The sequence below is a fragment of the Pradoshia sp. TA40_28 genome, from assembly GCF_059694525.1.
The window spans coordinates 192,868-213,480 of the sequence record NZ_JCATZO010000001.1 but is presented as its reverse complement, the minus strand read 5'-3'; the positions used below and the strand labels follow the sequence as shown (position 1 = coordinate 213,480).

The 20,613-nt window shown below is 40.5% G+C and carries 21 protein-coding genes; 3 read left to right on the top strand and 18 right to left on the bottom strand.

Annotated features, from left to right (window positions below):
• Positions 1 to 390 precede the first annotated feature (390 nt).
• Positions 391 to 996: a DUF3920 family protein gene (locus AC58NB_RS00990; protein ID WP_497424938.1), complete on the top strand. Its 606-nt coding sequence runs from the start codon at positions 391 to 393 to the stop codon at positions 994 to 996.
• Between the two features lie 41 nt (positions 997 to 1,037).
• Here AC58NB_RS00990 and AC58NB_RS00985 read toward each other — a convergent pair whose 3' ends face one another.
• The 3 genes from AC58NB_RS00985 to ssb form a co-directional block, all read right to left on the bottom strand.
• The gene (locus tag AC58NB_RS00985; protein WP_497424937.1) at positions 1,038 to 1,481 is read right to left on the bottom strand and encodes a CBS domain-containing protein; all 444 of its coding nucleotides are present in this window, start codon (positions 1,479 to 1,481) and stop codon (positions 1,038 to 1,040) included.
• Between the two features lie 205 nt (positions 1,482 to 1,686).
• Complete coding sequence (locus AC58NB_RS00980; RefSeq protein ID WP_497424936.1) at positions 1,687 to 1,875, bottom strand: hypothetical protein; 189 nt, start codon at positions 1,873 to 1,875, stop codon at positions 1,687 to 1,689.
• On the bottom strand, positions 1,872 to 2,258 hold the full coding sequence (ssb, locus tag AC58NB_RS00975) for a single-stranded DNA-binding protein (RefSeq protein ID WP_497424935.1): 387 nt from the start codon (positions 2,256 to 2,258) through the stop codon (positions 1,872 to 1,874). The genes AC58NB_RS00980 and ssb overlap by 4 nt, the downstream gene beginning before the upstream one ends.
• 259 nt (positions 2,259 to 2,517) lie before the next feature.
• On the opposite strand from ssb, the gene AC58NB_RS00970 reads away from it, so the two are divergent.
• Positions 2,518 to 2,949 (top strand): YwpF family protein, encoded by a 432-nt coding sequence (locus AC58NB_RS00970; protein ID WP_497424934.1) that lies wholly within the window; start codon positions 2,518 to 2,520, stop codon positions 2,947 to 2,949.
• Between the two features lie 37 nt (positions 2,950 to 2,986).
• Here AC58NB_RS00970 and AC58NB_RS00965 read toward each other — a convergent pair whose 3' ends face one another.
• Positions 2,987 to 3,379, bottom strand: a complete 393-nt coding sequence (locus AC58NB_RS00965) for a hypothetical protein (protein ID WP_497424933.1) — start codon at positions 3,377 to 3,379, stop codon at positions 2,987 to 2,989.
• Positions 3,380 to 3,822: 443 nt separating this feature from the next.
• On the opposite strand from AC58NB_RS00965, the gene AC58NB_RS00960 reads away from it, so the two are divergent.
• The gene (locus tag AC58NB_RS00960; protein ID WP_497424932.1) at positions 3,823 to 4,875 is read left to right on the top strand and encodes an SDR family oxidoreductase; all 1,053 of its coding nucleotides are present in this window, start codon (positions 3,823 to 3,825) and stop codon (positions 4,873 to 4,875) included.
• A 70-nt stretch (positions 4,876 to 4,945) separates the two neighbouring features.
• Here the strand turns inward: AC58NB_RS00960 and fabZ are convergent, their stop codons facing one another.
• The 14 genes from fabZ to nuoL all read right to left on the bottom strand — a co-directional run bounded on the left by fabZ (position 4,946) and on the right by nuoL (position 20,567).
• The gene (gene fabZ, locus AC58NB_RS00955; RefSeq protein ID WP_497424931.1) at positions 4,946 to 5,377 is read right to left on the bottom strand and encodes a 3-hydroxyacyl-ACP dehydratase FabZ; all 432 of its coding nucleotides are present in this window, start codon (positions 5,375 to 5,377) and stop codon (positions 4,946 to 4,948) included.
• Between the two features lie 575 nt (positions 5,378 to 5,952).
• On the bottom strand, positions 5,953 to 6,231 hold the full coding sequence (locus AC58NB_RS00950) for a DNA-directed RNA polymerase subunit beta (protein ID WP_497424930.1): 279 nt from the start codon (positions 6,229 to 6,231) through the stop codon (positions 5,953 to 5,955).
• 12 nt (positions 6,232 to 6,243) lie between these two features.
• Positions 6,244 to 7,089: a flagellar hook-basal body protein gene (locus AC58NB_RS00945; RefSeq protein ID WP_497424929.1), complete on the bottom strand. Its 846-nt coding sequence runs from the start codon at positions 7,087 to 7,089 to the stop codon at positions 6,244 to 6,246.
• 38 nt (positions 7,090 to 7,127) lie between these two features.
• Entirely contained in the window at positions 7,128 to 7,967 is an 840-nt protein-coding gene (locus tag AC58NB_RS00940) for a flagellar hook-basal body protein (protein WP_497424928.1), read from the bottom strand.
• A 162-nt stretch (positions 7,968 to 8,129) separates the two neighbouring features.
• A complete protein-coding gene (locus AC58NB_RS00935) occupies positions 8,130 to 9,134 on the bottom strand; it encodes a rod shape-determining protein (protein WP_497424927.1) in 1,005 nt (334 codons plus the stop codon).
• A gap of 190 nt (positions 9,135 to 9,324) precedes the next feature.
• Positions 9,325 to 9,591, bottom strand: a complete 267-nt coding sequence (gene spoIIID / locus AC58NB_RS00930) for a sporulation transcriptional regulator SpoIIID (protein ID WP_139892089.1) — start codon at positions 9,589 to 9,591, stop codon at positions 9,325 to 9,327.
• A 348-nt stretch (positions 9,592 to 9,939) separates the two neighbouring features.
• Complete coding sequence (gene spoIIQ, locus AC58NB_RS00925; RefSeq protein WP_497424926.1) at positions 9,940 to 10,779, bottom strand: stage II sporulation protein SpoIIQ; 840 nt, start codon at positions 10,777 to 10,779, stop codon at positions 9,940 to 9,942.
• Between the two features lie 486 nt (positions 10,780 to 11,265).
• The gene (gene spoIID / locus AC58NB_RS00920; protein WP_497424925.1) at positions 11,266 to 12,285 is read right to left on the bottom strand and encodes a stage II sporulation protein D; all 1,020 of its coding nucleotides are present in this window, start codon (positions 12,283 to 12,285) and stop codon (positions 11,266 to 11,268) included.
• A gap of 662 nt (positions 12,286 to 12,947) precedes the next feature.
• Positions 12,948 to 14,246, bottom strand: coding sequence for a UDP-N-acetylglucosamine 1-carboxyvinyltransferase (murA, locus tag AC58NB_RS00915; protein WP_497424924.1), 1,299 nt, complete (start codon positions 14,244 to 14,246; stop codon positions 12,948 to 12,950).
• Between the two features lie 32 nt (positions 14,247 to 14,278).
• Positions 14,279 to 14,989, bottom strand: a complete 711-nt coding sequence (locus tag AC58NB_RS00910; protein WP_497424923.1) for a YwmB family TATA-box binding protein — start codon at positions 14,987 to 14,989, stop codon at positions 14,279 to 14,281.
• An 88-nt stretch (positions 14,990 to 15,077) separates the two neighbouring features.
• On the bottom strand, positions 15,078 to 15,311 hold the full coding sequence (locus AC58NB_RS00905) for a DUF1146 family protein (protein WP_497424922.1): 234 nt from the start codon (positions 15,309 to 15,311) through the stop codon (positions 15,078 to 15,080).
• 348 nt (positions 15,312 to 15,659) lie between these two features.
• Entirely contained in the window at positions 15,660 to 17,180 is a 1,521-nt protein-coding gene (nuoN, locus tag AC58NB_RS00900) for an NADH-quinone oxidoreductase subunit NuoN (protein ID WP_497424921.1), read from the bottom strand.
• A gap of 7 nt (positions 17,181 to 17,187) precedes the next feature.
• Positions 17,188 to 18,705: an NADH-quinone oxidoreductase subunit M gene (locus AC58NB_RS00895; protein WP_497424920.1), complete on the bottom strand. Its 1,518-nt coding sequence runs from the start codon at positions 18,703 to 18,705 to the stop codon at positions 17,188 to 17,190.
• A complete protein-coding gene (gene nuoL / locus AC58NB_RS00890) occupies positions 18,702 to 20,567 on the bottom strand; it encodes an NADH-quinone oxidoreductase subunit L (protein ID WP_497424919.1) in 1,866 nt (621 codons plus the stop codon). Before nuoL ends, AC58NB_RS00895 begins: the two co-directional genes overlap by 4 nt.
• Positions 20,568 to 20,613: the final 46 nt, after the last annotated feature.

Here is a 20,613-nt window from a genome sequence, read left to right as displayed (position 1 = left end):
CACTGTGTAAAGGGCGATACATATGTCTCAGTTTCAGTAATCATTTTACCCTACCTTTATTTATCAAATATGTTTCATGGACGTTCTAAATTGTACAGAACCACTTGTCTTCTTGGTTAATTTTACCGTACTAATCAAAGTGTGGTATTTTGTAGAAACAGTAACTCTTTTTAGCAATTTATTTACTTACCCTCTTTAACTATAGGTTAAACCACTTATTTGACGAAATTTCATCTTCATTGTATACTTCTCTACATTATTCCTTCTTTTTCCACATTTTTCTTATCATTTTTTTGACGTAATTTATTGTGAATGCTTAGTCGCGGGCCCGGCATATACTGAAATATGCCCAACAACAGCCAGATTAAATAACAGGAGTTGCTTGCATTAATGATAGTAGAAGAAAACCTATTGCTTGAAAGAACTTTAAGTCGCCCCGCCAAATTAGCCAAAACGGTTTTACGTAATCATTCGAATATCCTTTCAGAACTCCAGCTCAAACAAATACTTCACTTACTTCATGACGATTATAAATATTTAGGAATGACTGTTTCCATTTACGATCATCCCGATCAAGTGGTTCATGATCGTGAGAATTACGGCAAGGAATTTATTGATGATTGGTGTTACGAGGATGCATTAAACGGCACATTGGGCGGATATCATAAACTTGGAAAGATCGCTTTATTCCCCTTTAACCATACAGTGAAAAATAAAAAATATGAACGCGGCCTTATGCAGCTATTTTTACTGCAGGATCTCTTTCATGAAATACGGCATGCTTACCAGCGTGTCCATATGAAAAGGCAGTATAATAGGCCTTATATCAACACAGGCAGCAACGGCTATCAATCACAATGGGTTGAACGGGATGCTAATATGTTTGCACAAAGAATGATTGAAAAGCACCGTGACACGATTAATACTATTTTAAATATCGATTTCTTATGGAAAAGTTGTTGGGGACGTTTTTATGTAACCATCGTACGCCAGTAGATTATATGAAAAGGAGACCTAAAAAATAGGCCTCCTTCTTTTTAAATTTTATCAAGCATAAGCTCGCCTAATTTACGAATCATGTCCCCACGGCTTATGACACCAACGACTTCGCGCTTATCATTGATGACAGGTATCTTTTTAAAGTGATGGGTTGCCAGCAGTTTAAGGATATCCTCAAGTTCATCTTCCTCACGAACAAAGATAACTTTCTTCGTCATGATGGCCTTAACCGGAGATTCACTTTTAGATCTTAAGGTTTCATCCAATTCTTCTATGTAAGTAACATAATAGGAAATGAATGCTTTCGGATTCATATATCTTAGGACATCTCCATCTGACACGATCCCTAATAGTTTATTATCCTGATCGACCAGAGGAAGTCCCCCGATTTTATGTTTCATCAGTATTTCCAACAATGTTTTAACACTTGCATTTTCGTCTAAGCTGATTACATCTTTAATCATAAAATCTTTTGCTTTCACCTTAAATACCTCCTGCTGTTTTCCTAAATTATGTATCTACTTTTATTTTACCAATAATTTCAATTGAATTTCTAATAGAACTTTACCCTAAAATGAAAAAATTATCCCAATTAATTGAAAAAGAGCCGCGCATGGGCGGCTGTCGAGAGGATGTACTTAATTATTTGCAGTGGAGGATTTGTCTGTAGGTACGTTTATGGAGGAATTAATGTTCGTGGAGCTGATACGTTTGTTCACATAATTGGTATTGCAGTTCCTTCATACTTGATAATTCTTTCATGAGCATTTGGAGGGTTTGTTCAATTCTCCTTAAATCCGATTCATTCTTGGCTACACGGCTGTTTACACTGCCAACGATTCTAATCATATCTGCGATTACCTCACGCTCATTCATAGTATGGGCGCTGTGTCTGCTTCCAGACTGCTTTCTGGATTATCATGAAGATCCTCTTCTATTCGTTTACGATCTAAGAAATTTACACTTTCCACGATGACTTCCGTTACATACGTACGTTTCCCTTCAGGATTTTCGTAGTTACGCGTATGAATCCTGCCAACAATGCTGACAACAGAGCCTTTTTGACAATAAGAAACCGTATTTTCGGCCGCTCGGTTCCAAAGAGTACAGTTCACAAAATCTACCCCATAGACTCCATCAGCGTTTTTGAAATTCCGGGTAACCGCCAAGGTAATATTTGATACAGCTTTTCCGTCCGGTGTATAGCGGAGATCGGGTTCTTTCGTGAGCCTGCCAACGAGAGCAACTTGATTCAACATCCATCTTCACCTCTCTTTTATGTAGCTTACAGAGGTATCATAAAAGATTGACGACTAAAAGTAAAAAAGAGACTTTGGAACTTTGAATGGAAATTCTCTAATATTTTTTCTGTTTATCCTACTAAATGGTGCCTTTTTATTTTATTTTTTACGTTTGTGAATGATTTGGCAAACCTTTCGACAAACACAATAAGTATTATTTCTTATTTTTTCCATGCTATAATTAAGGTACCCGAATCTAATCATTGGAGGTAAGTTGATGAAAACCTTTAAGCTCGTTTCCTTGCAGTTACTTCCAGACAATCAGAATCCAACAGATTTACGACTTTTGGACGGATTAATTATTAACAAAGAAAATGAGGCCAGCACTTGGCTGATTGAGGCATGTGTTAACTACGATCAATTCGAACATTTTGAAAAAATCACTGCCGATCTTGAAGAGTTTACCGTCAGCTGTATCATCACAAAGAAGGATAATATCCCCGCTTACTTTAACGCAACCATTGCCGCTGTCCGCAAAATGGATCAATTCGTCAGCATCATGTTACGGGCAAAGATTCGCAATCGCAGAAGAGAAATCGCTGAATTCGTACTAGATACGTTAGTTGATGAGGGATACAACGGAGAAGAATTAAAACAAGCCTTTAAAGAAAGTTTACGTGAACAAGGTGTTTTATATAAAAACAAATAAGAACTGGCGGGCTAAAACCCGTCAGTTCTCCTATTTGTTATTTGTTTTTATCTTTATTTTTGTTGTTATTGTTGTTATCAAGGATGTCATTTGCATCGCGATCTGCATCATCTAGGACGCCATCCGTATCATTTTGTATGTCTGAATCTAAATTATTATTATCATTCATAGTGCCATCAGTCCCACTATTATTACCGTTAGTACCATTATTATTACCGTTGGTACCATTATTTCCGTTCATTCCATTTCCATCTGTGCTGCGATTTGTATCTACACCATTATTGTTATTGCCATTGGTGCCGTTGTTATTTTCCCCTTGATTCGTATTGTTATCTTCAGGAGGAGGGTTATTATTATCGTTATTATTACAACCCACCATTAACACGGATGCCAGGGCAACCCCCATAATCGCTTTATAAAACTTCTGCATTCGGCATGCTCCTTTCATACTTTTATGACCTTAACAGGTCTCTTTTAGAGTACCCAGAAGAAGCCGGATTATGAAGGTGCCAAAAAAAGCAGGCCCCTGCCAAAAGGACCTGTCAAAAAGGGAGAAGTGATATGGTTATCCACGTGCTGGCGTAAATCCACCAGCTTATACTCCTTTAATAACACATTCAGGTAAATTCTAAACGTTTTTCTGTAAATTCCCTTTTAATTAGCTACTGTTCCTCACTTCTTACATATAGCCAGTTAGAGTTTAACGAATTAAATGTCCTAAGTAACCAAATGTCTTTCCTCTTTTTAAGTCCCGCTTACTCTAATTTTTATTGAACGATTCGTTCATACTAATGGAGCTAAAACCTTTGATGATTCTAAGCACTTTATAAGGCTAAAAAATTTAAGGTTTTAGTTTAACGAGGAGGGACTTCAATGGAAATTTCAAAAGTCGAACATTACAAAGACCTATCAATGAAAAGACTTGCTCTGAAAGAGCTCAAAGACCAGGTAATCGTTATTACTGGTGCCTCCAGTGGAATTGGGCTTGTCACGGCACGTATGGCAGCCGAAAAAGGTGCCAAGGTCGTAGTAGCCGCTCGTAATGAAAATGCACTTAAAGAGTTGGTCAATGAATTACAAGGCAAGGGCCATCAAGCAATGTGGGTTGTAGCGGACGTAGGAGTAGAAGAAGATGTCTTAAAAATTGCAGAGACAGCCATCGAATATTTTGGTGGCTTTGATACATGGGTAAACAATGCCGGCGTCTCAATCTATGGAAAAACAACCGAAGTCAGCATTCAGGATATGCGCCGAATGTTTGATACCGTTTTTTGGGGCGTCGTTTATGGATCCAGAATTGCAGTTGAACATTATAAAAGCCGGGGCATCCCTGGTGCTATTATCAATATCGGCAGCTTTTTTGGTGACCGAGGAACAGTCGTACAGTCTACCTACTCTTCCGCTAAATTTGCCTTGCATGGCTGGACGGAAAATTTACGAATGGAATTGGAGAAGGAAAATGACCCTATTTCAGTTACGCTCATACATCCAGGGAGAATTGATACCCCCTACAATGAGCATGCCCGCAGTTATCTGGACAAACAGCCAACCCATATCGGCATGATTTACGCACCTGAAACAGTAGCCGAGGCAATCCTTTACGCTGCAGAGCATCCAAAACGAGATATGTATGTTGGGTCTCAGGCTAAATTTTTGGCCATGCTTGGCAGGTTTGCCCCTAAGTTTACCGATAAATTTATGGAAAAGACCATGTACCATACACAGCATGATGATCGGCCATCCAATTCACCGGATGACAGCGCCTTGTATACAGCTGGATATGGAATGCATGAACGTGGCACCAACAAAGGCTGGATAAGAGAGACAAGCTATTATGTGAAAGCATCCAAACACCCTCTCCTTACCTCAGCCATAGTTGCTGGAATCGGTGCTTGTCTTTTGTCGTTATGCATGAATAACGACTAACAAAAAGCAGAGATCATTTTTATAATGACCTCTGCTTTATTTTATTCTTTTTCACGATGCGTAAATATTACTATTGTTGATCGCCTAGAGCAAATGTGATTTCTGCTTCACAAGCCAGCTCACCATTAACCGTCGCTCTCCCTAATCCCTTGCCAATCGGCCCGCGCACTCTGGTTAATTCCACTTCCAAACGCAACTGGTCACCGGGACGCACTTGTCTTTTAAAGCGACATTTATCGATTCCAGCAAAAAACGCAAGCCTGCCCCGATTTTCCTCTTTAATCAACACAGCAACCGCTCCAACTTGTGCCAATGCCTCCACAATCAACACACCCGGCATAACTGGATAATCCGGAAAATGACCAGTAAAAAACTCCTCATTCCCCGTCACATTCTTCACACCCACTGCCCGTTTCCCTTCCTCAACCTCCAAAATCTGATCCACCAACAAAAACGGATACCGATGCGGAATAATCTCCTTAATCTGCTGAATATCTAACATAATATATCCCCCTTAATTATAAAGCTGAAGGGCCTTGGTCAGCCGCGACAAGCATAAGAGGAGGTGCGTAGGGAGAGCGCTTTATCTCTCCCGCAGCAGCTACACTTATGACTCGAGCGGTTAGGCCCTGAAGCTGGATTGCGTATAAAGCTGAAGGGCCTTGCTTAGGAGCGAGGAGCATAAGACAAAGGCACGTAGGGGATGGTCTCCCCCGCAGTGCTTTGCTTATGTCCTGAGCTCTTAGGCCCTGAAGCTGGATTGATTAAAAAGCTGAGACGACTGGTTTAGGAGCGACAAGCATAAGACGAATACTCGGAGGGAGGGTTCTTCTCCCGCAGAGTATTTGCTTATGACTCGAGCTCCTAGGAGTCGAAGCTGGATTACATAAAAAGCTAAAACGGCTGGTTTGATAGGCACTTAGATGAGCTCGTAAAGAGCATATCAATAAGCACTCATGAAGAGCAAACACCGTGGTATGGCCACTTCCCCCAAACCCCTCCTATCACTCCAACCAATCATCACACCATATTTAAATAAAAAAACAGGAAGGGTACTTTTTTGCCTTCCTGCCCGTATTATTTACCTTGGTCCGGTGTACCTTTATTAACAAGATCACCAATATGGGTCCATGTAGATTTCTTAAATACATCCAATGCTTCTCCATCACCCATGACTGAATATCCAATCATGGCTCCTCCAATGAGTGCCATAATCACGAGCACAAGGACGATTATAATACGAGCCCAAAGTGGCACTAACCGGATTCTGACCTTTTGGTCTTTATCCTGGTTCTTTTTCTCTATCTGATTTTCAGACGCCGCCTGCTCACCCTTATTTTTAACCAATGCTTGCATTCATTTACTCCTTTAACGAATACCGTTGACCAATCCCATCATCTGATCGGCCATGCTAACTGTGCGCGATTGAAACTGATAAAGCCTCTGAGTTTGCATCATCTCTGTCATCTCTGTACTCATATCGACGTTAGATTGCTCCAAATTCCCTTGTATCAGGGAAATTTGCTCTCTCGTAGCACCAGTTAGTTGGGTATAGATGTCGTTTTCTGTTACATCCAATTGTGCCATATTTTTCGGGAGAGCGAAAGTATTATTACTTCTCGTTTCCATAAATTGAGGCTTCTCCACAGAGACAATCCCCAGATTAAATGATTGCATCCCATTTTCAGTCGAGACATTCAGTTGACCATTCTCAGTAAACTTTATTTCGTTCGGAGTCCCACTTATCCTAATTTCCTGGTTATTTTCATCTACTACCAAATGTCCGTCGGAAGTCACTAAACGCAATTGATCAGAACCTGCAGCAACTGGACTCAGATAAAAAGCTCCATCTTTTGTAAAGCGCTGTTCTCTACTAGTTCCGTCTATGGCACGAATGGAGAAAAATAAATTCTCATTTGTAAGAGCGACATCCAGATCACGATTTGTTTTTTGCAGGCTGCCTTGCGCCAAATTCAACTGAGCTTGGCTCATTTTAGCCCCCACTCCTACTCGAATTCCATTTGGGGTTAATCGGCCTTTTTCTTTTTCCACGCGCTCCTGATTATTGAATTCCTGAGCCAGCATGTCTGAGAAATAGGTTTCCTTCTTTTTAAAACCAGTCGTTGATGTATTTGAGATATTATTGGCAACTGTCTCAAGTTTCTTTTGTAGCTGCCCCATCGTATTGGATGAGGTGATCATCATTCGATTCATTCTAAATTTAACCTCCTTTTCAATTAACTAAAGAACCATCAAAGCTTTCCTATTTCATTTACTGTTTTTTGCATGCTTTGATCATAGGCTTGCACAATTTTTTGATTGGCTTCAAATGTTCGATAGGCAGCCATCATATCCGTCATCGTTTTGGATGAATCTACATTGGACTGCTCAATGGAACCTTGTTGAACCGCAAATTCAACATTATCTACTGTATAGGCAGAAGGTAGTTCTCCTTCATTAATTCGGTATAATCCATCGCCTTCCTTGATTAACTGCGCAGAAGGAGTCGCGCTAAAACTGATTCCAATCCGTCCGTTTGCCACCGTTCCCTCAGATATCTCCCCCTCAGGGCTGATACTAAAGTTTTCGGAGTTCAAAAGAATACGCTCACCATCCTCATTCAGGACGTAGTACCCATTCGACGTTGTTAAATACCCTGAACCATCCAAGGTAAAATTACCGTTTCTCGTATATCTCAATCCCTCAGCCGTTTCAATCGTATATAGAACAGTACCTGTTTGATTCGTTTCAGGATCCGTAGGCATAGACTGATCCACAATGGCCAAATCGGTACTATTATCGGTTTTCTTCAGATCTCCTTGTGAAAATGTTGGAATGGTCTCTTGTAAATAAACCCCTGTATTCAGGGAGCCCACATACTTCGATTTATTGATTGATAAGGACTCAACGGGAAGATTCACTTTCTCATAACTACTAAGCAACATAGCAGGAAAGGAGCGTATACTCGATTGATCTTCTTTATATCCGACCGTATTGGCATTTGCTAAATTATTGGAAAGGAGCTCCGTTCTGCGCTGTTGCGCGAGCATACCGGATGCTGCCGTATAAAATCCTTTAAACAATTTCTCCACCTCCAAATAGGCTAATAAATGCCCATATTACCATTATATAGGTAACACCTATATTAGATACGGACTTTTTTCCTAAAAATCAATGTCTAGCCATGATTTGTGCATATCTATACAAAAAGACCAGCTTCTCTAAAAAGCCAGTCTTTTTCTTAGTCTAAGTTGTTATATTAATTTACGACGCCCAGCAATGCGGTCAATGTTATCAAGCATCATACCAGTCCCTAAAGCTACGCAGTCCATCGGATTTTCTGCTATTAACACAGGCACCTTTAATTCTTCAGCCAATAACGTATCCATACCGTGAAGAAGGGCACCACCACCCGTTAAAATCACTCCGCGGTCAATAATATCAGCAGAAAGTTCTGGCGGCGTTTGCTCCAAAACAGATTTTGCTGCATGAACAATGACTTGGACCGATTCACGCAAAGCCTCTTCAATCTCTTTTGAACCAACAGTGATCGTTCTTGGAAGCCCTGATACCATATCACGTCCGCGAATATCAATCGTTTCATTACGGGAATCTTTAAATACGGTCGCCACTTTTACTTTTATATCCTCAGAGGTGCGCTCTCCGATTAAAAGTTTATATGTACGCTTAATATAATTTAGGATTTCTGCATCAAATTTGTCACCAGCCATTTTTATGGATGCTGATGTCACTATATCGCCCATAGATAATACCGCAATATCTGTTGTTCCTCCACCTATGTCAATGACCATGTTTCCGCTTGGTTGGAAGATGTCCATGCCCGCGCCAATTGCTGCTACCTTTGGTTCTTCCTCGAGATAGATCTTTTTGCCGCCGCTTTTCTCTGCTGCTTCACGAATAGCCTTTTGTTCCACGCTTGTAATATTTGTTGGACAACAAATCAGGATACGTGGTTTTGATAAGAATCCTTTAACGTCCAATTTGTTAATAAAGTACTTTAGCATTGATTCTGTTACATCAAAGTCAGCGATTACGCCATCTTTCAACGGACGAATGGCTACAATATGCCCTGGTGTACGTCCAACCATACGGCGGGCTTCTTCTCCAACAGCTAATACGCGGTTTGTATTTTTATCAAGGGCTACAACGGATGGCTCATTCAGCACAATTCCTTTTCCCTTTACGTAGATAAGCACGTTCGCCGTACCTAAATCGATTCCAATATCTCTCGAAAACATAAACTAATAATCCTCCTCAAGGAACACTACGGTATCCTTCTACTGTACTAATTAAAAATTTTATCATATTTTGTAGAATAAAAGGAACAAAGTTACCAAAAAAATTGGTATTTATAGGAACTGACTGAGTAATTTGACACAAATTTAAAAGGCCGTTGATTCTTCCCCGGCCCCTTACTCCTTATTCAAATTACTGAACCGGTTCTTCCTCTGTTTTTTTATACTTCTGTTTCGTTGCTTCTCCGCCTCGTAAATGCCTGATTGATTTATGATAATCAAGTATTTCCTTGACCTCATTAGCCAATTCCGGATTTATATCTGGCAGTCGCTCAGTCAAATCTTTATGGACAGTACTTTTGGATACACCAAACTCCTTCGCTATTACGCGAACTGTTTTTCTCGTTTCCACGATATACTTTCCAATCTTGATAGTTCTTTCTTTGATGTAATCGTGCAATTCACTCGCCCTCCCTATTTTTTTGAGAAGTGCGAAGTAGAGATTCGCTGTGCTGAAAACATTGCGTATGTATTTTTATATATAAACGAGTCATTCCTTTTCATGGATTCCTATTGGGATTTAACGAGTCCTCACCTCTTGCACTCTCTATGTGTCAGGTTTGTAAAAGTTTATTAGCTTGGTTCCAATTTTATGCATGAAACCTACAATAAGGACATGACTATTGCGATTTTTTAATGAATATAGATGAATTCGACAAACTATTTTCCCCCACTATTTCCCGAGAAATAACTCTCAATACGTCGAAAAAATGCCCCCAGACAAAACAGTCTGAAGGCATTGGTATGGTTAGTTACCTGTTTCTTGATTAGATTCTGGATCTTCATTTGTTTCTGATCCTTGATTGGATTCTGGATCTTCATTTGCTTCTTCGTTTTCTTGATCAGCTAAATCTGAATCTTTTGTATCAACTGCCTTTTTTTCCACTTTCAGTGAACTGATCGGTTTATCTAAATACTCTAATGGATTAACAGCCACATTGTCTTTTCTTACTTCAAAATGGACATGAGTGCCAGCCTCTTCATTAATAGCACTTTTCCCTCCGGCAGCAACGGTTTCACCTTGTTTAACAGTGTCTCCTTCTTTTACCTTAACATCTTTTACAGAAGAATAATGAGTTTCTACACCTTTTTCATGCTCGATTACAACTAAATTACCAAGCAATGCATCTTCTTGTACGCTTTTCACTTTCCCGCTCATAGCTGCGGTAACCTCAAAGCCCTTCCCATCCTTCATGGCATAATCGACCCCTGTGTTAGGTTGATACGTATTATTGTAGACAACCAGGGATGCCTCCTGTTGCTTCGTATCTCCATTCACATCGTAAAATTCCTTTTTAATGACTGCAGAATCAGCTTCAGCCATTGGAATAGAGAATGTTTCCAGCGAGTTGTTTACTTCAATGGATGGCTCATTATTTTCAGACGTAACGTTTTGTTTGTTCTCAGATGGATCTTGCGAAAATTCATTATCTCGTGCTTGATACACTAAAACACCTGTCAAAAGGATAGCTGCACTTAAAATATAGACTGCCGGCAGGAACCAACGCTTTTTCATTATGCTTTTCACTTTCGACTGAGAAGATTGTTTCTTTTCTTCCTCTCTCATTTTCATCACCTCTGCCATCATTCTGAACACTTTTCAGAAAATATATACATGGGTGATGAAAAAATTTATATCTTTTGTTAAATAAGCTTAAATTATGCATAAATCGATGATTATTTCATCGTATATCTCTTTATACTAGATCCCAGCCGGTTTGAGAGAAATTGGCCTGTTCCAATGATAATAGATATTTCTGGACTGATCACAAGAGTCTTGGAGAATTTACTTACCTCTACTCTCTCACTCAAAGACCCTTTTTTTTCGCTCGATCTTCTATATGATCGTTCATTTCTCTCTAACCCACTCTCAACGATATCAATTCACTCATTAATATCGATTATGAAAGGATTAAAGAGTGATTTCCTTCTTAGTAGAATTAAAAATGCATGATAGTAGTCTCTCTTTCCTGCCATCCGACATAAAATTCAATTCCTTACACGATCACTCCTGTCTATCGACACAAAAAAAGATAGAGAAAACAGTTTCGTTTCCTCTATCTTTTTGAATATCTTATTTTTTCGCTGTATACGTCGGCAAGTAGGCGGTTGCTTCTGAAATTTTTACATCTTTATAGTAATAAGCAATAATGTCCTTGTAAGATTTGCCGGACTCCGCCATTCCATTTGCCCCGTACTGACTCATTCCCACCCCATGGCCATATCCTTTTGTTGTGATGATGACCTGGTCACCTTTTTTGTACCAAGAGAAGTCGCTTGATTTCAGTCCGAGTAATTCTCTTACTTTCTTCCCTGTCATGCGCTTACCGCCTATTTCAATTTCTCCAATTCGATTTCCGTCTGTTCGTTGAATGATTTTACCTACATCCTCATTGCTGTCAATTTTAACATTTAGGAGATGTTCAAATTCTGATAAGGAGATGGTTGTTTGACTTAAGTATTTTGGAGATTTTTCATCCCAGGGACTTTTCACACTGCGCAGATAGGGAAGGGCATTCGGCCAATAATCTTCTGAGTTCTCTGTATACCCATTACTCGTCGAGAAAAAGGATGGAGTTATTAATTCTTTATTATAGGTTAAAAGCTGGCCTTTCGTTGCTGAAACAGCTTCCTTAATCCTTGTCATATTCGTTTGATACTTATTACCCCAGGAGACCTTTAACTCCTTGGTATTCATATATACCTGATCATTCACGGTATCCGTTATATCGGCGCCCTCCGGTATATCTTTCTTTGTTTTAGCGGTCAGTGCCTTTACAATGAAGGTCCTGGCGGTGAGCGCTTGAGCCTTTAGTGCTTCTAATTCAAAGTTAGCAGGCATTTCAGCCGCCACTACACCAGCTACATAATCCTCCAGGTCAATTGTTTCCACCTTTTTTTGACTATGTCTGTAAACTTGAATTGTTGTTTGGAGTTCTGCTTTTTTCTCCACCTGCTTTTTTGGTTCCTTTAACACCTGCTGTTCAGCCTCCACTTCTTCTTCCTTAAAAGGCGCGACCAAGATGGTGGGAATCATAATAGTTACGGCTGCTATCAGACTAATGATAAAAATAATTGGCTTCCAATGCTTCATATACTAGTCTCCCCTCTAATCAGTCAAACTGTCCAACACTCTTCATATGTATGAACTGAATACTATGAATATGTGTATAACTTATATAGAGAGGAATGATCTTTTTCGCTTTAAGGACGATTCTTCTTTTTCTTCTCATAGTTTCTGTAAAGACTAAATAAAATATAAAGAATAAGTCCAAATAACAAAAGATCCAATAAAACTTTAGCCACCTTAAAAATTAAAATCGCCAAACAAACAATTAAAATAACTTTGATTATAGTAGATACACTTATCTCTTTCAATCTTGTACTCTCCCTTCATCTAATTAATATCATTCTACCAAACTTTCAAACTATTTAGAGAGTTTTCCCCAGAAACACACTCAATGTGGATAAGTCTGTGCATAACTCATAATTGAATAATAATTTTTATGAATTCCTCTTAAAAACCTGATAAATATAGGTTTAAAATTCTAAAACCCTATTTTTAGTTTAAAAATGTGGATATACCTGTGTATAAGTATATACTTACTGTGCATAACTTGTTGTTAATTTGTTTATATAGCTGTGGATAACAATAAAAACGACAGCTTGGTTCCAAAGCAACTTCTTAACATGTACATCTCCCTAGTACGAAATACAAAAAAGCCAGACATTTCTGTCTGGCTTTCCAATCACCATTTAGGCGTTTTCAGCAATAACTTTTGTTTCTGCCTGTTCAGATTCATTAATACGCTCAATATCTGCACCAAGCGAAGCAAGTTTACCATGGAAATTCACATATCCACGATCCAAGTGCTTAAGCTCTGTTACACGAGTAACACCGTCAGCTACAAGGCCGGATAAGATTAAGGCTGCTGCTGCACGTAAATCGGTAGCTGCTACTTCAGCTCCCTGAAGATTTGCTCCTCCAGAAATGATAACAGAACGGCCGTCAATTTTGATATCAGCATTCATACGGCGGAACTCTTCCACATGCATAAAGCGATTTTCAAAGACAGTTTCAGTAATCATACTCGTTCCATTCGCACGCAACAATAATGCCATCATTTGAGATTGCATGTCAGTTGGGAATCCTGGATGCGGCATCGTTTTAATATCCACTGCTTTCATGGATTCTGATCCGATTACACGCAATCCGTCTTTTTCTTCTTTGATTGTAATACCCATTTCTTCCATTTTGGCAACAAGAGAAGATAAGTGTTCCATTAAAGCACCTTGTACCAACACGTTACCGCCTGTAATAGCAGCAGCAACCATGAAAGTACCTGCTTCAATACGGTCTGGAATGATGTGGTGTTCTGTACCATAAAGTTTTTCTACACCCTCAATACGGATTGTAGTTGTTCCTGCACCTTTAACTTTAGCGCCCATTTTATTCAAATAGTTCGCCAAGTCAACAATTTCAGGTTCTTTTGCACAGTTATCCAAAATCGTAACACCATCAGCTAATGCTGCAGCCATCATGATGTTTTCAGTAGCGCCCACACTTGGGAAGTCCAAGTAAATCTTTGCACCTTTCAGACGACCTTCAACCTCTGCTTCAATAAAGCCATTACCGACTTTTACTTTAGCGCCCATTGCTTCAAATCCTTTTAAATGCTGATCGATCGGACGTGAACCAATTGCACAGCCGCCAGGTAAAGCTACGCGAGCTTTTCCGTTTCTAGCCAATAATGAGCCCATAACAAGAACAGATGCACGCATTTTACGAACGTATTCAAACGGCGCCTCTTCTGCTAATGGACCTGAAGCATCCACTGTGACAGTATTATTGCTAAATTTAACTTCTGTATTTAAATTACGAATTACTTCATTTATTGTATATACATCGGATAGTTCCGGAACGTCTTTAAGAACGCTTTTTCCTTCACTTGCTAATAATGTTGCAGCTAATACAGGTAAAACGGCGTTTTTAGCACCCTCTACTCGAACTGTACCTTCTAACCTGTTTCCGCCGCGGACAATGATTTTTTCCAAAGTTATTCCCCTCCGCGTTCAATATCTCTATATTAGTATTCAAATGCTATTATCGGTGTGCCAATCGTAAACTGTATCCCACTGTCCATTCGATCCGCTTTTTGTTCACGAAAGGCCAGTTGGAGGTTTACTCCATTGGTCAGATTATTTGTAAATTGTTTGCTCTTTGTAGCAACAGAAATAAAATTACTCTCTATTGCACGTTCCATTGACTTTGCTTCAAATTCATTCATCCAGTTTTTTAGTAAGACCTTATTCATATTAGCACCGGTTATCCCTTTGATACAAGAGAAATATAGGGGTTTGTCCTTAAATACGCCCTTTGTCCCAGTTTTGAGCCAGTTCTGAATAAAATCCACCTGTCCCGGTGTCCACTCAGTTCCTTCTATGCTAAAAATCAGAACTGTTTTTTGTGAATCACTGGACATGATTTTAATGGTAGACGCAATATTCAACTTTTCATCCAGATATGTACCAACCAATGTTTTTCCATTGCTGCTTTTGTCTTCTTTCCAAACAAAATTGGTATGTATATTCTGTATGTCAGCTGTCACGACAGGGAATTGCTTATCCGTATTTGCACGGGCTAAAATCATCCAATCCGTTATTTCTGCTGCTGGATCCACATGTTCTATGCCCTCTGCCATTATTAGCAAATCAGGTTTAGCCAAAGCTTCTGTCGTCCTATTCCCTACATATAAAACCATCAAACCAACAATTATTAAAAGAATCGCTTTTTTCATGTATGCCACTCTCCCCTATTGCTTTTAGTCTTACCTTGGGGATTGTTACGCATACCGAAATCTGTTCGTCACTTTCTGACAACTGTGACTAATTAAAGAGATTCGTTAATTGCTGAGCATAACTCCAGTAATCAAGGAAAAATCCACTGACAGCTGAGCCAATCGCAATGGTCAGCAAAATATACAGTACTCTTGCCTGAATAACTCTTCCCGCTCTCAGCAACTTATCAAAGTGTAAGGCTTGTAAGGCCCACCATGTAACTGCTATAAAAAATAAATGGCTCACTATGCTGAGTAAAGCTTGCATTCCGAATGAATTCATGACCTTTTCCTTTCATACAAAAAGATATACTTTTACAGTGTAACATATTTAAAAGGAAGGTTCCTCTTTTAAGACAAATAATCGACTATTTCTAACAAAAAAGTCAGCAACGTGCAGATTAACCCATATTCTCTTCCCATTATTCAACATCATTCATATCTAGTACACCACCTATTATTTTACAAAAAATAAATGGAAATATCTATGTTCAATAGTTCACAAATTAAAGGAACTTATTGGTTATAAAATCCTGTGTTTTAATACCTCTTCTATTCTACTAAAAATGGTTAAGCTCATTCTTTCTATAAAAAAACCAAGAGGTCTGCTTACCTCCTGGTTATGTAAAATCTATTTCAGCATTTGGTATATATCCGTAAAGTTCTGGTGGAAGAAATCGAGCAAGTAGTGAGGGAATAGACCAAATAGGATCAATCCCCCTGCACAGAGACCGATCACATAATGAATGACAGTTGGTTTCCTTCTGACTTTCGTTTCTTCTCCCGGCCTCATAAATAAATGAGCGATGAGGCTGAAATAGTAAATATAAGAAATCACTGTTGTCACTAACATAATTCCCGCCAACACATAATGGCCATGTTCTTTTGCAAAAAGGTTCATAAATATATTCAGCTTTGCAATAAATCCCGCTGTCCCCGGAATTCCTGCCAATGAAAGAATGAAGATACTCATCGAGACTGCCAAAAAAGGTGACCGCTTATACAGACCGGCAAGCATGTATTGATCCTCATCTCCAGTTTTCCTGCCTTCCGCAATCAATTGGATGACAGCAAATGCACCGGTCATCATTAAACTATAGGCGGCAAAATAGAACCAGACCGATTCAATCGTGTATTCTCCAAAGGCCGCCACCGCTGCAAGCAAGTATCCTGCATGGGCAATACTCGAATAGGCAAGCATCCGTTTTAGATTCTTTTGCCTTAAGGCAATTAGGTTACCGGCAATCATCGTAATGGCGGCCAGGACAGCCAGATAGTTTTGGTTGGCTGTAAATATGGATAAGAATCCAATGTCATCCATGGTCGCTGTCAAATAGACTGTAACCACAATACGTATGAAGAGCGCAAAGCCGGCTGCTTTAGAAACGGTACTTAAAAAGGCAGTAACTGGCGTCGGCGATCCCTCGTATACATCCGGAGCCCACATATGAAATGGTACGGTTGCCAGCTTAAAGGATATGCCAATCACGAATATAAAGAAGGATAGGCCAGCAATATATTGAAGCTGCGGATTTTCCTGGGTAGCAAATAAATTCCCGATTTCAAAAATATTAGTCGTACCGCTTACACCATACAAATAACTCAGAGCAAACAGGATAATGGCCGTCGAAATCCCGCCATTGACTACATATTTCATAGAAGCTTCAGCAGATTTCTGGTTATTTTTCTGCATTCCAGCCAGGATATAGGACGAGAGGGACAAGAGTTCCAGCCCCACAAACAATGTAATTAAATCTCCGCTTGATGTCATGAACATCGCACCCAATAAAGCGGTTAAGAACAAATAATAAAATTCAGACTGATATGGCTGCATTCCGGCTCTCGGCTTATGCTCAACAGCCAGTACCATGACGAACGCCGATCCAATCAAGAGAATGAGCTTAAACGCTTTGGCAAAGGAGTCCAGTCGAAACGTATCATACAAAATGGATTCCGCATCCATCGCAATCAAGCCAATTAACGAGATGATCGCCAACAGAATACTGCCAAACGCAAACCATCCAAGTATCTTCCGTGCAAATTGTTTAGGCATGCATAAATCCAATACGGAGATTATGACCGCCGCACCCAGAATGATAAATTCCGGTATCATTAAATTCCAGTTCATCGACAGTAACGTTTCCATGTCCATACGGCGATCACCTCCCTATCCCAGTTATCATTTCAGCCATTCCAGCCTGTAGCGGTCCTTCTAAAATAGCTGGACAGATACCGATCAAAATAATCAAGCCAAGTAATACATAGGCCGGAACGGCTTCTCTTAATTTTAAATCTGCCAGAGGCAATTGATTCTTTTGAACACCAAACGTGATTGTAAGAACAGCGCGCAGCACATATACAGCGGTCAACACAAGACCCAACGTACCGACGGCAGCCAGGATGGGGGCATTTTGAAATAATCCCATGAATGCCATAAACTCACTGATAAACCCGGACATTCCCGGCAATCCGAGTGATGCCATCCCGCCTGCTAGTAAAATACCTGAAAAAACCGGAATCGATTTAGCCAATCCGCCAAGCTTATGCAGTTCCGTTGTTCCGGTTCTTTCATAAAGGTAGCCGACCAGTAAAAAGAGCAAGGCCGCAATCAATCCATGAGATACCGCTTGAAATAAAGCTCCCTGGATCCCCGCTTTATTTAAGGCACCCAACCCGATCAGAACAATGCCCATATGAGAAACAGAGGAATACGCAAGCACGAGCTTAAAGTCAGTCTGGCGTAAAGCAAGCCACGCTCCGTACAGGAGATTGATTACGCCAAGCAAGGCAATGAGAAAGGAAACCTCCTTAAATTCTGCCGGAAACAATCCCATCCCAAATCTGATTAACCCATAGGCACCAATTTTCAACAATACACCGGCATGTAACATGACAATCGCCGGCGGAGCTTGCACATGGACTTTAAGCATCCAGGAGTGGAATGGAAAAATGGGAAGCTTGATTCCAAAAGCAAGGATGATTCCAGCAAAGAGCACATATTTTAATTCTGAGCTAATCGGGGCAAGCAGCGTTTGGCCGCCCACTGATAGGATTTGTCCCAATATATCAATATTGGCTGTCCCCGTTCTTGCAAAAAGCACCATGATTACAAACAGGAGAATACATGAACCTAATCCGTTATAGATCAAGAAACTAAAAGCGGCCTTCTCTTTGTCAAAGTACCCCCATTTTCCCACCAAAAAGAACATAGCCACCAATGTAACCTCGAAGAAGAGGAAAAATAAAATGAGGTTCTGGGCCAGAAAGACGCCGAGCATGCCCATCTCCAATAGGAGGAACAGGATAAAATAGCCCTTCCATTCCTTTTTAATTTGAAGAACAGAGGCAATAGCCGCGAGCGTACATAAAATAACTGTCAATAAGACCATGACAAGCGAAATCCCATTGAGCCCTAACTCAAAAGGCACTGCATATAATTGACTTTGTCTGGCTCCCCCATCTCCTAATTGAAACCACTTGTGAAAAACAGCAAAAGTGGTGAGTTTTACACCTGATAAATATTGACTATATAAATAAAAAGAAAAGATTAGTGGTGGAATGGTTCCCAACAACCCCAATCGTTTCAATGCTTTTTCATTTCCTCTCGAAACAAACAACAACCCGGCTATCCCTACTAATGGGGAGAAAACGAGCAAGCTAAGAATAGATGAATTCATCTGACGTACCCCCCTGTCCAGGCAAAGATCACAAGTACAGCAGCCAGGCCAAGCAGGGCAATCGTTCCGTATATCTGCATTTGGCCATTATGGGCATGGGAACCCTTGATCGATACGAGATTGACTACGTAATGAACCGTTGCCAAAATTCCTTGCAGGATATATTTTTCAACCCAGGAGAGGAGAACCCCTATGGATTTCACGATACGTACGATTGTATAGGTATAAAATTCATCTACATAAAATTTATTAACTGCCAATTGATACAACGGTCTCGGCACTTTCCCCTCCACACGAACTCGACCTTGTTTTCGATAGAGCACATAAGCTGTTCCGCTCCCAATCAAAAAGGCAAAGGTGGCTGCAATGGGAATCCACATGGGTCCCTCTGCATGCGTGTGGCCGACATATGAATTCCCTTCAACCAGCCAGTCTCCAAGAAATGTGCCAAACCAAGGAGTGTTCATGTAGCCGGCGAAGATTGAAAGAGCACCCAGGATCATCATCGGAACAGTCATAGAACGAGGTGATTCCTGCACGTCCATTGTTTCATGTCGGGAAGGCCCAGTGAACACAAGAAAGAAAAGACGGAACATATAGAAGGCCGTTAAAATAGCCGTTAACAAAGCGAGAATAAATAGGACATAATGGCCGCTCGCCCAAACAGATACAAGAATTTCGTCCTTACTAAAGAATCCGGAGAAGAATGGAAATCCTGTAATGGCCAAAGTTCCAATTAGAAATAGTGGCCCGGTACGCTTTAATTTTTTCCACAAGCCACCCATCTCGTCGATATTCTGGGTGTGAACGGCATGAATCACGCTGCCGGCGGCCAGGAATAAGAGGGCTTTAAAAAAGGCGTGTGTGGTTAAATGAAATACGCCTGCTACATAGCCTGCCGTTCCGAGCGCCAACATCATATAGCCAAGCTGGCTAATGGTTGAATAAGCCAAAATCCGCTTAATATCCTTTTGGACCGTGGCAATGATCGCGGCAAAGATGGCGGTAAAGGCACCTATAATCGCTACTGTCAGCAAGGCAGTTTCGCTCGCTGCGAACAAAGGAAACATGGTCGCTACTAAATAGACACCTGCTGCCACCATCGTAGCGGCATGGATTAACGCTGATACAGGAGTCGGGCCTTCCATCGCATCAGGCAGCCATGTGTGCAAAGGAAATTGTCCGGATTTCCCGATGGCACCAATAAAGATCAACAAAGCAGTGGTTGTCATCCAGCCTGGTGTCATATCCCCATTTTCTACGGCTGAGAAAATAACTCCGTATTCGAAGCTTCCCGTTTTCCAAAATAAGAGGATGATGCCGATCAAAAGGCCGATATCTCCAATTCTAGTCATGATGAACGCCTTTTTCGCTGCGCGCCGTGCGGCATCCTTGTAAAAATAAAATCCGATTAATAGGAAGGATCCCAACCCGACCAATTCCCAAAATATATAGAGCTGAAGGAGATTCGGTGAAACCACCAGGCCCAGCATGGCAAACGTAAATAGTCCCAGGTAAGCAAAGAAAACGGGCAATCTTTGATCACCTTGCATGTAGCCAATTGAATAAATATGTACTAATAAGCTAACAAGTGAAACAATCACCAGCATTAACGCATTTAGCTGGCTTACCTCTACTCCCATTTTCACTCTTGTCTCGCCAATGTTTAACCAATCCACCACTGCGCGATAGTTTGGTGATTGAAAGCGGGCAAAGAGAACCAGCAGGGAGGAAAAAAAGGTAAGAAACGTGAAGCCAATCCCTATATACGCGCTCGAAGCCTTCAGCCTCTTTCCTATCACAAGCAAAAGAACAAAGGACAAGAGCGGGAAAAGAGGGATGACCCATACAAGTTTCATCATAGTAACATTTCCCCTTACGATTGAAGATTAGGAGTTCCGCCTCTTC